At 40.7% G+C, this 14,356-nt stretch carries 12 protein-coding genes; all 12 read right to left on the bottom strand.

Annotated features, from left to right (window positions below; genetic code table 11):
• Positions 1-242: 242 nt before the first annotated feature.
• Positions 243-755: a hypothetical protein gene (locus tag PT287_RS00005; RefSeq protein WP_277131605.1), complete on the bottom strand. Its 513-nt coding sequence runs from the start codon at positions 753-755 to the stop codon at positions 243-245.
• Between the two features lie 160 nt (positions 756-915).
• Positions 916-2,277, bottom strand: a complete 1,362-nt coding sequence (locus PT287_RS00010; protein WP_277131607.1) for a DEAD/DEAH box helicase — start codon at positions 2,275-2,277, stop codon at positions 916-918.
• The gene (locus PT287_RS00015) at positions 2,270-3,226 is read right to left on the bottom strand and encodes a bifunctional oligoribonuclease/PAP phosphatase NrnA (protein WP_277131608.1); all 957 of its coding nucleotides are present in this window, start codon (positions 3,224-3,226) and stop codon (positions 2,270-2,272) included. The genes PT287_RS00010 and PT287_RS00015 overlap by 8 nt, the downstream gene beginning before the upstream one ends.
• A gap of 54 nt (positions 3,227-3,280) precedes the next feature.
• Positions 3,281-4,417 carry a DNA polymerase IV gene (gene dinB / locus PT287_RS00020; RefSeq protein ID WP_277131610.1) on the bottom strand — a complete coding sequence of 379 codons (1,137 nt, stop codon included), beginning with the start codon at positions 4,415-4,417 and terminating at the stop codon, positions 3,281-3,283.
• Positions 4,410-5,858, bottom strand: a complete 1,449-nt coding sequence (zwf, locus tag PT287_RS00025) for a glucose-6-phosphate dehydrogenase (protein WP_277131611.1) — start codon at positions 5,856-5,858, stop codon at positions 4,410-4,412. Before zwf ends, dinB begins: the two co-directional genes overlap by 8 nt.
• A gap of 142 nt (positions 5,859-6,000) precedes the next feature.
• Positions 6,001-6,309 carry a hypothetical protein gene (locus PT287_RS00030; RefSeq protein ID WP_277131613.1) on the bottom strand — a complete coding sequence of 103 codons (309 nt, stop codon included), beginning with the start codon at positions 6,307-6,309 and terminating at the stop codon, positions 6,001-6,003.
• A gap of 194 nt (positions 6,310-6,503) precedes the next feature.
• Complete coding sequence (gene yajC, locus PT287_RS00035; RefSeq protein ID WP_277131615.1) at positions 6,504-6,944, bottom strand: preprotein translocase subunit YajC; 441 nt, start codon at positions 6,942-6,944, stop codon at positions 6,504-6,506.
• Between the two features lie 68 nt (positions 6,945-7,012).
• Positions 7,013-8,026 (bottom strand): Holliday junction branch migration DNA helicase RuvB, encoded by a 1,014-nt coding sequence (gene ruvB, locus PT287_RS00040; protein WP_277131617.1) that lies wholly within the window; start codon positions 8,024-8,026, stop codon positions 7,013-7,015.
• A 45-nt stretch (positions 8,027-8,071) separates the two neighbouring features.
• On the bottom strand, positions 8,072-8,656 hold the full coding sequence (gene ruvA, locus PT287_RS00045; protein ID WP_277131619.1) for a Holliday junction branch migration protein RuvA: 585 nt from the start codon (positions 8,654-8,656) through the stop codon (positions 8,072-8,074).
• 3 nt (positions 8,657-8,659) lie between these two features.
• Positions 8,660-10,540, bottom strand: a complete 1,881-nt coding sequence (gene mutL / locus PT287_RS00050) for a DNA mismatch repair endonuclease MutL (protein ID WP_277131620.1) — start codon at positions 10,538-10,540, stop codon at positions 8,660-8,662.
• A gap of 2 nt (positions 10,541-10,542) precedes the next feature.
• A complete protein-coding gene (mutS, locus tag PT287_RS00055) occupies positions 10,543-13,116 on the bottom strand; it encodes a DNA mismatch repair protein MutS (protein ID WP_277132442.1) in 2,574 nt (857 codons plus the stop codon).
• A gap of 165 nt (positions 13,117-13,281) precedes the next feature.
• Positions 13,282-14,115, bottom strand: a complete 834-nt coding sequence (locus PT287_RS00060; RefSeq protein ID WP_277131621.1) for a hypothetical protein — start codon at positions 14,113-14,115, stop codon at positions 13,282-13,284.
• Between the last annotated feature and the right edge of the window lie 241 nt (positions 14,116-14,356).

A 14,356-nucleotide genomic window follows, 5' to 3' on the forward strand; every position in this document is an offset into this window, starting at 1 on the left:
TTGTCAAGAACTTTTTTCTGCCCCCTGCTGAAGAAGTTTCGCTTTCCTCAGCAGCGTTTATTATCTTACTAAACATAACTCTTATTGTCAAGACCTATGTTTAATTTCTTTTCGCCGCCCGGTCTTGCAAGCCTTGACTTGTCTTGCCCGACGACAGTTATTAATATTACCAACTTGTCTCCTCTTTTGCAAGCTTTTTTTACAAAAAAATGGAATGTTATTTCTAGCATCCCTTAAAAAGCCTAATTTTTCAACGGTTTTTCTATATGTGATAATAGCAAATTAATGCACTGATAAATGTCTCTTATGTCAGTTTTGCATTCATGAATGACCCAATTATAAATAATTGCGTAAACGCCGCTCGCAACTAAATTGACTTGTCTAACTGAAAATGCACCTCGTGGTCGCATGTAATTTTCAATTGCAATTGCCAATTCCTTAGTTAAGGTAATACAAAAATTTCTGGTATCTTTTCCAATTAACAGCAAATTATAGTAGAAAATATGATTTTCCTTAATTTGCATTAACATTCTGTAAAACATTCGGTTTATCGTTTCACCATTAAAACTGCGCAGTGTTCTTTGTACCTGTAAAGCAACCACTGAGATAAACATGTTCGCCATGTTGCCGTAATGATTGTAGAACATCCCGCGATCAATCTGCGCTTTCTTACAGAATTCCGTTACGGTATATTTGTCACAAATATTTTTGCTCAAGTCCTTTTTAAGGATCTTTTCAGAGTATGGTATAGCCATGTTCTAATTCTCCTATTAAATTTTATTGTAATAAATATATCAATAAAAGCGCTAACATGCAATAACTTTTTATTTAAAGTTAATCGTTAAAACACTGTCATAGCAATAATTGTATTATCCAAACAAAAAAGCACAGTTGCATCACAACTTTGCTTTTAATTTAACGATTATTTTCGCGGCGCTGTTTACGCTGACGTTTAGCCTTACGCACTTCATGACGTTGCTCAATCTTGCGTTTTTGCGCCTTATCCTTTTGGATGGCTTGCTTGATCTTCTTCTTATAACCCGGTTTACGCTTCTTCTTTGCTTTTTTAACCAAACCGTTCAACCTATTATCAATCTTGCGGTTAGCAGCATTGCGATCGGTGCGACGATGGTAATGCTTACGAGGAACCAATTCGCCATTTTTAATTTCGACAAAATCAAAATGGACACCCATCTTCTCTAATCCCGCAATCCGGTTCATTTCTTCTTCGCGAATTAGGGTAACAGCATGCCCAGACAAGCCATTACGGCCCGTCCGACCAATCCGATGAACAACAAAGTCCAAATCACGCGGAATTTCATAGTTAATGACTAAACTGACACCATCAATGTCGAGTCCACGCGCCGCCAAATCAGTTGCAACAACATACTGATATTGCCCAGCTTCTACTTCGCGCAATGCACGTTTACGTTCGCGTTCAGTAATTCCACCATGAATTTTAGCAACTTTTAGCCCCTGAGACTGCAAATATTCGGTCAAGTCATCGACTTTTTGCTTGGTGTTAGCAAACACAAGTGCCAAATATGGCTGACCCATCGTTAATATTTGGTACAAAATCTTTTTGCGGCTTTTAGCACCAACATCTAATAAATCATTCTTAATTGTTGTTGAAATCACGGTTGGATTATCAATCACAATTTGCTCAGGCTTCGCCATATATTTTCGCAAAAAGTTACTTAACTGGACTGGAATTGTCGCTGAGAATGCAGCAAACAAAAGGTCTTTAGGCATTCTTTGGGTAATAAAATCAATATCGCTCAAAAAGCCCATGTCTAGAGTCATGTCGGCTTCATCAATAATAAAGTCCTTGACGTAATCTAAAAAGAGCAGTTTCTTTTGCACAAAATCATGCAGCCGACCTGGTGTTGCGATCACAAGTTGCGGCTTATTAGCCGTAATCTTCTTTAATTGGCGTTCACGGTCTGTGCCCCCTGCCAAGTGAGCAATCGAAATTTCTAGTCCCGATGCATCCCGCAACTGCCTTGCAACTTGATAAAGCTGCTCAGATAACTCGCGGCTCGGCGCAGTAATAATCGCCTGTGTATATGCCAATTCTGGGTCAATGTCATTAAATACAGGTACTAAAAAGGCGTGGGTCTTCCCCGAACCAGTAACAGCCTGAACTACAGCATTCTTGTGTGCTAACAAAACAGGAATAACTTCTTCCTGAACCTTAGTTGGCTGCGTAAAATTAATCTTGCTTAACCCAGCTTGTAATTCCGGTTTAAGTTTAGCGTCTTTAAAAATATTATTCATGTGTTTTTTGATATTCCTTAGTTACTTGTACCAATTCGGCAAAAATTTGCTTAACTTCAGCTAAATCTTGAGCATTGGCACCACTAGCTAAAGCGTGACCACCACCATCATGCTTAGCTGCTAATTCGTTAATGACTGGACCTTTTGAGCGGTAATGCACACGGTAGGTACCATCCGGCTTTTCGACAAAAACATTCCAAGCAATAATGTCCTTAATCCGGCCCGGTGTTGAAACCGTGCAGGAAGCTTGGTTAGAGTCCACCCCTAATTTTTCCAATGCTGCTTGCGATAAAATTGCGTAGGCTGCACCACTAGGGTCAACCTTCATGTAATCGAGAACGTCTGCCTGCAATTTTGCTTGGACAAAAGTAACGTCGCTAATGTTGCGGGCAATTTCAGTAATATTAATTCCCGTGCTTGCAAGCTTAGCAACAACATTAAATGTATGCTCCGTTGTTTCAGGATACATAAACCGACCGGTGTCGCCAACAATCCCAGCATATAGCGGATAAGCAACTTCTGCCGTAATCGGCATTTTTTCAGCTGCTAAAAAGTCCGCGATAATCTGTGAGGCAGCTGGTGCTTGGTCATCAACGTAACTCATACCTGCATATGGTTCAACATCTGGGTGGTGGTCAATTTTAATTAAAAAATCGCCCTGATCGTATAATTTGTTCGAAATCCGGGCAGTATTGCCAGTATCGGTTGTAATAACCAATGCACCCTTGTAGTCTTCCTTAGTTACCGGGTCCATACGGTTAATCCAAGCAAGGTCACCCTCATCATTTTCACCCGCACACAAAATCCGTTTGTCAGGAAACTGCAGTTTTAATGACCGCGCTAGACCAGCTTGTGAGCCCAAAGCATCTGGGTCTGGGCTAGTATGTCGATGCAAAATAATTGTCGAATATTGTTCAATTTTTTGATATATTTCCGCGAAAGTGCTCATAATTACTCCTTCATCTTATTAATTGTTTATCCTTTAGTTTACCAGAAAAAGCCGTCAATCTGAAAATAAGTCCAGGCCAACATCTTCAAAATCAGCCTCTGAAAAATCAGTTGCGGTCACTCCTAACAGGCGAATGCCATCGTTGAGAAAGCTATTCGCCAGCGGCCCAAATAATTCGCGCGCTGCTTGATAAATTTCTGTTGCGTTGTGTGTTGCATGCGGCAATTTTCGCCGTTTAGTGACCGTCACAAAATCATTATTGCGAATTTTTAAAACGACCGTATTGGCAAAAAAGTTACGCTCTTGCAGCTTTTCTTCCAAACTAGCGGCGTAATTGCGCAGATTAGTCAACGCAGTCTGTTCATTATAAATGCACGGCTCATAAGTGCGCTCAATGCCAATCGACTTGCGATTATGCTCATCATCAGGAACAACCCGCGAGAGATCGATACCATTAGCATGTTCAGCCATTAAATAACCCATCCGGTTAAAATGCTTAATCAGCTCCCGCACATGAATCCGCTGCAACCCACGACCAGTATAAATCCCCATCTGGTGAAGACGTTCCTGGGTTTTCGGGCCAATACCATGAAATTTTTTGATTTTTTGTCTTGCTAAAAAAGCACGGGCTTCTTCAGGCAGAATTACCGTCCGACCAAATGGCTTAGCGTATTCCGACCCCATTTTAGCTAAAAATTTATTATAAGTAGCGCCAAAAGAACAATTCAGTCCTTCTTCTTCGCGAATTCGCGTTTGCAGACCAATCGCTAGTTCGACCGCTGAAGTCGAGCCTAGTTTATTCTCAGTTACATCCAAATAAGCTTCATCAAGCGCAATCGACTGAACAGAATCCGTGATTTCATGCATCATTTCATGAATTTCTGCCGAAACCGCCCGATATTTAGTAAAATCGGGGCGCAAAAAGACTAATTTGTCTGCCGGTACTAACCTGATTGCCTTAATCGACGGCATTGCTGAGTGCACGCCATACTTACGCGCAACGTAATTAGCTGTTGCCACCACACCATGACCATGATTTTTTCGTGCATCTTGGCCAATAACCAGTGCCTTATTTTTCAAAGTTGGATTGTCGCGCATTTCAACGGAAGCATAAAAAGCGTCCATATCAACATGGATAATGCGCCGGTGGGTATCATTAACCGGCAGCAAGCCATCACTTGGGCTAGTCATAGATCCAGTGTTCAGTTGCTGATTCAAAAATGTGGTCGGCAGCTTTTGGCCCCATGCGGTAAGGCAAATATTCCTCAGGCTTCTTACCAGCCTGATTATCCTGCTCCCAGGCATCTTCAATCAAATCAATAAATTTCCAGTAATTTTTCAGTTCGCTCCAATGAGTAAAATTAGTCGAATCATTAACAAAAACATCATGCAATAGCCGCTCATACCCATCCGGCACCTCAGCTAATTCAGATTTAGAAAATGTATAATCTAAGTTTTCACGGCGAATACCACTGGTGGAAATTTTCTTACCATTAATTGTAATGAAAATTTCCATTTGCGGGTCGATGACAATGGTAATGTTGTTCGAATGAGCCTGTCCATAAGGGTTAGACATGTGCTTCAACACAATATCGATTCGGCTTTCCTTCTCCTTAAATTCCTTACCCGTCCTAAAGTAAATTGGCACACCAGCAACAGGGCCTTTTTGGAATTTGATTTCTCCAGCTGCATAAGTTTCTGTTGTTGAGTCTTCCGCAACATTGGGCTCCTGTTTATAACCAAATGTCGTGTCACTGCCCAGATATTGCCCGCGGACAAAGTGTTGGTCAATCTCTGCTTTGTTAGGCATCATCAAGCTATCGAGCAGTTCTTGTTTAGCTTGGTGGATACTCTTTGATGCCAATTCTTTGGGTTCTGGCATTGCTAGCAGCGTGATAATTTGGAAAATATGGTTCTGCACCATGTCACGTAAAGCCCCAGAAGTTTCGTAATATCCCCCACGAGCTTCAACGCCAAGCTGTTCCGCCAAAGTAACCTGGATATTTTTAATATTGGTACTATTCCACACATTTTTAATCAACGGGTTAGTAAACCGCAACGGCAAAATATTCTGAACCATTTCTTTGCCCAAATAATGATCAATTCGAAAAATATCATCTTCCGCAAAAGATGCAGTAATCTGCTTATTCAACCTTTCTGCAGTAGCAAGATCACGGCCAAACGGCTTTTCGACAACTATTCTGTTAAAGCCGGTACTAGTTAAGTTTTGATCATTAATATGCGTTGCAATCGTACCAAAGAAGCGTGGTGCCATCGCCATGTAGAAAATGCGATTGCCTTGAGCACTGTAAAACTCATCAAGTTCTTGCGCCAGTTTTTTAAGCGTTTGGTAATGTTCGACATTCGTTACATCATGGGATTGATAATAAAAATGGCTGGCAAAAGCTTGAACATCGTTTTCGTTAACTTCTTTATGAGTTTCATGAATTGCGTCACTAACCTGTTCACGCAGATAGTCGTGCGTCCACGGCCGCCGCGCCGTGCCGATAACGGCAAAATTATCATGAATCAAACCTTGCTCGTATAAATTAAATAATGCCGGATACAATTTACGGTGAGCCAAGTCACCACTACCGCCAAAAATAATCATTACAACTGGAATATTGTTCATAAGGGTACCCTTTCCTAAAACTAAACTTAAGTTAATTCCATTTTATACTATTTTGTAACCAAACATTAGTTTTAAGTCGGTCTAACCTAGATTTTTAAAGAAAAATCACCAAAGCTTAGTTAAAAACAATGGTGATTTATTATTATTTTTGCGGCGTTAAACCTTTAATTAAAAATTCAGTTGCCTCATCGCTGACCTGGGCCACATCAATTTTAATTTCTAGCAATAAAATCTCCGGAATTAGGTAACTGGCTATCGTGCCGGCAATATAACGAATAATGCGCTCATCGGGCCAATCAACCAGCTGACCCTGTTTTTTATAATAATCAAAGACATCGATTAACTGACTGTTAAATAACTCAACGAATGCGAACTTAATCTGCTCTTGAAATTGCTGATTAGTAAACAATTCACGGGCCAAGATTCGGACTTGGGGCAGATTATCAACCACAATTTAGATAAATTTGCGTTACCCTACTGCCTCTTTCAATAATTGAACTAGTCGCATTAGTAACATATAATATAATAATATCAAATGATCAATAGCCCGCAACTATTTTCTCAAAAATCAAGCTACTGAAAGTATCAGCAGCTAACAAAAGAAGCTCATTGCAGATTGCAATGAGCTTTCTTTAGTTTGAATTTTTATTCTTCAGTTGAGTTATCGTCTGAAGTTGAATTATCTTCTGAGTTTGGCGTTACTTCGTCAGGCTTATCAGCGGGTTCTGCTGGTTTTTCTTCCTTTGCAGGTTCACTTTCAGCAGGTTTTGCTTCAGCAACTTCAGCTTTGGCAGCTGGCAAAATTTGTTGAACAGCCATGCGACTGAAAGTAAGATAAATCCCATCAGCATCAACAACAACTGTCTTGTCTTTAGCATCAACAGAATCAATCTTAGCGTGCAAACCGTCAATTAAAATAACGTTGTCGCCTTTCTTCAATTGGTTCATCATTTCCATTTTCTTTTGTTGCTGCTTCTTTTGCGGCTTAATCGCTGTAAAGTACATGAAAGCAATCAAAACAATAAAAATAATAATCATCACGTAGCTGCTATTACCACCAGCTGCAGCTAAAAATAGAGTATTCACTTTTACACCTCATCAATTTCAAAAATATTTTAACTTCTTAATTATACATAATTTTACAGCGGTTTGCACTACTCATTGGGAATTGGTAAGCCCAATTGCGCATAGGCTTTTTCTGTGACCATGCGACCTCGCGGCGTCATTAAAATAAAGCCGCGTTGCAATAGATATGGTTCGTAAAGCGATTCGATAGTTTCAACATCTTCACCGCTATTAGCTGCTAGAGTACGCACACCCACAGGGCCGCCGTGATAATTTTCAATCATTACCCGTAAAATCTTGCGGTCGGTCTGATCCAACCCCTCACCGTCAACCTGTAATTGCTTGAGCGAACTAGCCGTTGTTGCAAAGGAAATAACCTTTTCACCCTTCACTTCCGCAAAATCACGCACGCGGCGAAGTAATCTATTGGCCACTCGCGGCGTACCACGTGACCTCCTAGCTAATTCGTGAGCGGCTTCTGGCGCGATCTCGATGTTAAAAACATTACTTGAACGCTGAATAATTTGTTCCAACTCATCAACTTGATAGTATTGCAAATGCTCGACAATCCCAAACCGGTCACGTAAAGGCGCGGACAATTGCCCTGCTAACGTTGTCGCCCCAACTAAAGTAAACGGCGGCAGCGGCACATGAACCGCATGAGTTGTCTGCCCTTCACCAATCACAATATCGATATAGTAATCTTCCATTGCAGAATAAAGCACTTCTTCAATCGGCTTAGCCAAGCGATGGATTTCGTCAATAAATAGGACATCCCCCGGATTAAGGTCAGTCAATAATGCCACTAGGTCGCCCGCTTTTTCAATCGCTGGCCCACTAGTACTCTTTAAATTCACACCTAATTCATTTGCAATCACAAATGCCAAAGTTGTTTTACCTAAGCCCGGTGGTCCGTAGAGCAAAACGTGGTCAAGCGCTTCATCACGCTGCTTAGCAGCCTTGATGTAAACTGCCAATTCTTTTTTTACCCTATTTTGCCCCAAATAATCAGCCAGACGCTGTGGTCTTAATGAAAATTCAGTCTGTTCTTCATTGGGTCCCTGACTTTCGCCAGAAACAATTGAGTCATCATTATCTGTCACCAGTTTCACTTCCTTTGAACACGTCACTCTTTATTATAACAAGATTTACTTCTTTAAGAGAAGGGCCAATCCCTTTTTAATATATTGATCGGCAGTTGTCGCATCTTCTTTTGCCAGTTTTGGTGCTACCCGATCGACTTCCTTTTGCGTATAGCCAAGTGCCAATAATGCTAACAGGGCATCGTTAAGCTCTGGCGTAATTTCTTGATCGGCAATCTGATCAACGCGCTGAACAAAGTCTCCCAGTTTTCCCTTTAGGTCAAGTACAATCTGCGACGCAGTCTTTTTGCCAACACCCGGAAAGCGAGTTAGGTACTTAACTTCGCCTTGCTCAATGGCTTCGGCTAACGAATTACTATCTTCAGCCGCCATAATCGCCAAGGCCGACTTGGGTCCAATCCCACTAACACTAAGCAATTTTAAAAACAATCCTTTATCTTCTTCGCTTTGAAAACCATATAGAGTAACACCAGTATCACGCACAATTTGCTCAATATAAACCTTGGCTTGTTCGTCCTGATGATACGTAAATGGAGTGGGACTAAAAACTTTATAGCCCACACCATTAACATCCAGCACTACATAGTTTGGCATAATTTTGGTAATGATGCCATTTAAATATTCATACATTAATTATTTATCCTTTTTAAACATTTTATTCAATTCAATCTGCCGCAAACGCACCAGCACCAAGTTGCCGCGAGCATCATGATAAGGGTCAGCAGTCTGCCGTAATTTAGTCAAAAGTTCACTGGCTTCCGCATTTGTTAACTTGGTTCGGCCCGTAATTTCTTGATCAGCCTGCCGCGCCGCAATTCGCTTAACCAAATTCGCAGTATCAGTCTGGTCAACATTCAAAAAGTTATCCAAAATTGCCCGAATTGCCAGTTCAGGATCGCCCTTAATCCACGTTGGATAAGACCGTAAAATAAAAGTGTCGGTGCCAAATTCTTCCAAGAATAAGCCAAGCTTATTAATTGCTGCCAGATTATCCTTAATTTGAAGAAAATCCAAATTGCCAAAAGAAAGTGTCAACGGCGTCAACAAGCCTTGCTGGCTGATTTTTTGCTCTAAAATTGCTTGTTCAATCGTAATAAACCGCAGCAATCGTCTTGCAGCAACTTGGTCAACTAAGTATAAATCTTCACCACTTGCAGCTACCAAGTAAGTTCTTGTCTGGCCAACCAAGGTTAATTCTGGTAGGTTATTAGCCAGAACTTCATCCCCAGTCGACACAACTGCCGAATTACTTGAGCTATTCACAAATGGGGTCAACTGCTTTTGCCGAGTAACATTGTCACGCCAAGTTTTCGTAATCACGTAGCGGTCATCATCGCGCGGAATTGTTAAATCAACATATTGCGTGTGCTTGGGTGTTGTAATCTTGGGAGCAGAGCTTTCATGAACCTCATTAGCTGGCACAACCCGCTTGGTATCAACAACATTTTTATTCAAATTAAATTTGAGTTGGTCTACCAAAGTCTCTTGCTTAGCCGTTGTTAAATTAGCTAGCCCATCACTATGATTATTTAGCGACAACAAGGTGCTGCTAATCGCATTCGTAATCAAGCGACTGACCTCACGCTCTTTAGACAAACGCACTTCCTGCTTTGTTGGGTGAACATTAACATCGACTAGCAGCGGGTCAACCTCAATCTTAACAATCGCAATTGGATAATGCTTACTAGCTAAATGCGTGCCATAGCCATCCATCACCGCAGCTGCTAACTGATAATTTCTGATATAACGACCATTTAGTAGAATTGAAATAAAATTACGCGTCGAACGAGTTAGTTCAGGCTTGGACATTAAACCAGTAACCGTAAAATCACTATTGCTACTCTCAAAAGGCAGCATTTTTTCTGCAATGTGACGGCCATAGACACTAGAGACGGTCTGCTGCAAGTTGCCATTGCCCGCAGTCCTTAATAAAACGCGCCCCTCATTTGCCAATGTTAAAGCTAAATCTGGGTAGCCCAGAGCAATTCGGTTCACAATGTCAACAATTTTCATGATTTCGGTGCGGGGACTGCGTAAGTACTTTAATCGAGCTGGCGTGTTATAAAACAGGTCTTTGACCGTTATCTGCGTGCCTTTTTTAGCCGCCGCATCTTCCTGCAGCGTTTTGACGCCGCCAGTAAATTCCGCCCGCGTTCCTGCAGCTTCGTTAACATTAGTTAAAATTTCTACATGACTAACTGCCGCAATCGAAGCCAGAGCTTCGCCACGAAAGCCTAAAGTCCCCACATTGAACAAGTCACGCTCATTGGTGATTTTACTCGTTGCGTGCCGGGTAAAAGCAAGGTCAATTTGATCACTAGCAATTCCCGAACCGTTATCTTGAACGACAATTTCCTTTAGCCCCGCATCAATAAAATCAATTCGAATTCGGCTGCTGCCAGCGTCAATCGCGTTCTCCACTAATTCCTTAACTACACTTGCTGGCCGCTCGATTACTTCCCCAGCCGCAATTTGGTTAGTTAAGTTTTCTGATAATTCATGAATTTGCGCCATGATTACTGCTCATCCTTCAAGTCTTCCTGCCAGTTTGCAACCAGCTGCATTACCTCAAGCGGCGTTTTATCCGCTAAATAAAGATTCGAAATTTCATCAAGAATGTCTTTTTCCTTGCCTGTAACTTCATCTTCTACTGGTTCTTCAAGTTGCTCGTCAGCAATGACTTCATTGGTACTAAATAAATCCAGTTGAGTAGCTGCTGGGCCCAAATTGCTGCCTTGAGCTTCAAGTCGTTTCAATAATTTGGTTGCTTCGCGCAAAACTTTACGCGGCAATCCCGCCAATTGCGCTACGTGGATACCATAACTTTGATCAGCTGGGCCCGGTAAAATTTTATGTAAGAAAATTAGCTTACCATTTTCTTCAGTTGCGCCAACATGAATGTTCTTAAGATGTGGCAACTTCTGCTCCATCGCTGTTAATTCATGGAAGTGCGTCGCAAATAAGACTTTGGCGCCAACTTCATCGTGCAAATACTGCACAATTGCACCGGCCAAAGCCATACCATCATAAGTTGCCGTACCACGACCAATTTCATCAAATAATACCAGACTGCGCTTCGTTGCCGACTGCAATGCAGCATTGGCTTCTGTCATTTCTACCATAAAGGTACTCTGCCCTGAAATCAGGTCATCAGCGGCCCCAATTCTGGTAAAAATTTGGTCAAAAATTGGCAAATCAGCACTGTCTGCCGGAACAAAGGAACCAACTTGCGCCATCACTGCGATAAGCGCCATTTGCCGCATGTAGGTACTTTTACCAGACATGTTAGGACCAGTAATTAGGAAAATATTGGTATCTTCGTCGAGCTTAACATCGTTAGGGATGTATGCTCCTGCCTTCATTACCTTCTCAACTACGGGATGGCGTCCTGCCACTACCTTGACATCTTGATTAGCGGAATGAAAAGCCGGCCGGCAATAATTGTTTTCTTCTGCAACTTGAGCAAACGAACAAAAGACATCAAGACTGGCTAATTGTGCGGCTAATTTTTGCAAAGCAGCGATGTACTTTTTGACCTCTTCACGTAATTTAACAAACAAGTCATATTCCAAATCCGTTGACTTGGTCTGTGCTTCCAAGATTAAATTCTCGTGCTCCTTTAACTCCGGTGTGATATAACGCTCGGCATTAGTCAACGTCTGCTTGCGAGTGTAACGCTCAGTTGGCACTTTATTCTTGTTGGAATTAGTCACCTGAATGTAGTAACCAAAAACCTTGTTGTAACCGACTTTGAGGTTATCAATTCCTGTCTTTTGGCGTTCAGAAACTTCCATTTCTGCCAACCACTTTTTACCGTTATTCATTGCGTCACGATAACGGTCAAGCTGGCTATCAACTCCTGGCCGAATTAGCCCACCATCAGTAGTAACAACCGGTGGTTGGTCAACAATTGTTGACGTAATTAATTCCGCTACACCTTTTAACGGATCAATCTTAGCGGCAAAATTTTGTAAAACCGAACTATCTGCATCTTGTGATGCTGTTAAAATTGTCGGTACAGCCTGCAAAGAATGAGCTAATTGTAATAATTCACGGGCATTAACATTGCCAAAGGCGATTCGTCCCGTTAAACGTTCCAAATCATAAACGCCCTTGAGTGCATCAATAATATTTTCCCGCGTAAAATACCCGTCAAGTAAGGCTTGGACCATTTCCTGGCGCGCAGTTAACTTTTCAATTGATAATAATGGTCGTGCTAACCATTGTTTGAGCAAACGGCCACCCATTGCTGTGTGCGTCTTATCAAGAACCCAGAACAGAGATCCCATCTTTTTGCCGGTCTTAGCAGAAGCTGTTAACTCCAGATTGTTCTGCACTGTGTGCGACATTTGCAAATATTGGCTGACTTCATAACTTTGAGCAACTTGCAAGTGAGCCAAGCTGCGCTTTTGCGTGGTTAATAGGTAGCCTACCAGTTGTTGCACGGCCGCTTTTTCGACATGATTAGTCAGCTTTTGTTCAACGAAAGAAACTTCTGCATGCTTTTCGGTCAGTTCAACTGGTGCCGAAACCGTAATGTTAGCTTTATTAAAAAATTCGCTATTGTCATTACTTAAATGTCCATTATATACGACCTCACGCGTGCGCAATGACAACAATTCATTAGCCACTGCCGCGAACGTCTTTAAATGGGTCGCAAAAATTTCACCGGTTGACAAATCACTATAAGCTAGGCCAAAGCCGCTCTTGGTTGTCACCACCGACGTTAAATAATTGGCATCCTTGGCTTCGCTAGGTTTGTCATTCATGCGCGTACCCGGCGTTACTAATTGGATAATCCCACGCTTAACCATTCCTTTGGCATCCTTAGGATTTTCCAGCTGCTCACATAAAGCAACCTTGTAACCCTTCTCCACCAAAGTGTCAACGTAAGAATCAACGGCAACGTGTGGCACACCTGCCATTGGAATTGGATTTTCACTTTTATTTGACCGGTGAGTTAAGGTCAATTCCAAAATTTGTGCACCCTTAACCGCATCATCTTCGAATAATTCATAAAAATCACCGACGCGATAAAAAAGGAAGGCATCGGGATATTGCTTTTTAATTTCGTAATATTGCTCCATCATCGGAGTTGTACTTGCTTTTGCCATTTATTCCTCTTCTTCTTTGCTATTACTGCTATATTATACGCTATCTCTAAGGGCAAAAGAAAAAAGTCCGCTAGTTAATTGAATTATCTTTAGTATAATAAAGAATTTAATGTAAGTAGAATTAATCAGATTTGCTAAAAGTTATTCATTCTCAGAAGCTTTTTTATCAATTGCATCAAGATAACTTCTAAGATCCTCAACTTTTTCACTTATTAAGGCTTTAGCTACCTTTATTTTCTTTGCTTCACGAACTTTAAAGATTTCATCTGTTTTAAGTAATTGGGCTAAGTCAAACTGATCGTTACAATCTAGTAATTTACAGAATTCTGGATAATGTCTTCTTAGTCGTTTATAAAAGTTTTCAAAATTAGCAGTCCCATAGCCCTTGGTTTTGCTCGTCTTAACCATACCAGTACTTAAAATCTGTAATAATGTTTGCTCTTTAAAATAACAAAAAGGACTTATTACTTGCTTATCGTGTACTGCTAAATTGAAAAATTCTGTTGAAATAAAGACCCAAGCAATATATTCGCGCAGAATTTCTTTTGCCATTTTAAAATCCTGCCAATCAGCAGAAGACCAGCTATCGTCTTTATTAACAGACTTAATTCTTTGATACAAACTCGCTAAGTTAAAGAATAATTCGTAAAGCTCCCAAGTTGAAGAAAATTTCAGGTTAAGGTCAACATTATGTTTTAAAGCAATATCAAGATGTGACAACAGCTTATTATCTTGAAACATGCTGTGATCCCTTTCGTCCGAAATACTATTTAAATTGTGAACTATCACAAAAATCAAAATAATCATGATGATTACAGTACAAGTTAACCATAAAAATTGCTGCGCAAATAATTTGTTTTTATCAAAATTCACTAATGTAAGTAATAGGACTAGTAATATTGCAATTACCCAAATTAAGTTTCGATTTACTCTTTCCTTGTTGCTTTTAGTATTCCTGGCTCTTTTACGTGTCATATTTACACCTTACTTTCTTTAAATATTTTACAGTTTACAACAGATCAAATCTCGATAATTTGATAATGATAACAATATTATAAACTGACTTCTATTTGTCTTTAATCCTGTTAACTAATTTGGCTACGCCAAAACCCCGAAATTAGTTGCTTCAATTTCGGAGATCATCTCATCAATTGGATTTTTTAAATTAGTTTTTGCCTAAACTTTTTGGCAAATTTATTGGTCAAACTGTGAGGCC

Origin of the sequence: Lactobacillus sp. ESL0679 (assembly GCF_029433515.1) — a bacterium.
GTDB lineage: Bacteria > Bacillota > Bacilli > Lactobacillales > Lactobacillaceae > Lactobacillus.

Excerpts from the sequence above, each read along its gene's own strand:
- PT287_RS00005 (WP_277131605.1), bottom strand. The coding sequence starts at position 755 with ATGGCTATACCATACTCTGAAAAGATCCTTAAAAAGGACTTGAGCAAA.
- PT287_RS00010 (WP_277131607.1), bottom strand. The coding sequence starts at position 2,277 with ATGAATAATATTTTTAAAGACGCTAAACTTAAACCGGAATTACAAGCT.
- PT287_RS00015 (WP_277131608.1), bottom strand. The coding sequence starts at position 3,226 with ATGAGCACTTTCGCGGAAATATATCAAAAAATTGAACAATATTCGACA.
- dinB (WP_277131610.1), bottom strand. The coding sequence starts at position 4,417 with ATGACTAGCCCAAGTGATGGCTTGCTGCCGGTTAATGATACCCACCGG.
- zwf (WP_277131611.1), bottom strand. The coding sequence starts at position 5,858 with ATGAACAATATTCCAGTTGTAATGATTATTTTTGGCGGTAGTGGTGAC.
- ruvA (WP_277131619.1), bottom strand. The coding sequence starts at position 8,656 with ATGTATGAATATTTAAATGGCATCATTACCAAAATTATGCCAAACTAT.
- mutL (WP_277131620.1), bottom strand. The coding sequence starts at position 10,540 with ATGGCGCAAATTCATGAATTATCAGAAAACTTAACTAACCAAATTGCG.
- mutS (WP_277132442.1), bottom strand. The coding sequence starts at position 13,116 with ATGATGGAGCAATATTACGAAATTAAAAAGCAATATCCCGATGCCTTC.
- PT287_RS00060 (WP_277131621.1), bottom strand. The coding sequence starts at position 14,115 with ATGACACGTAAAAGAGCCAGGAATACTAAAAGCAACAAGGAAAGAGTA.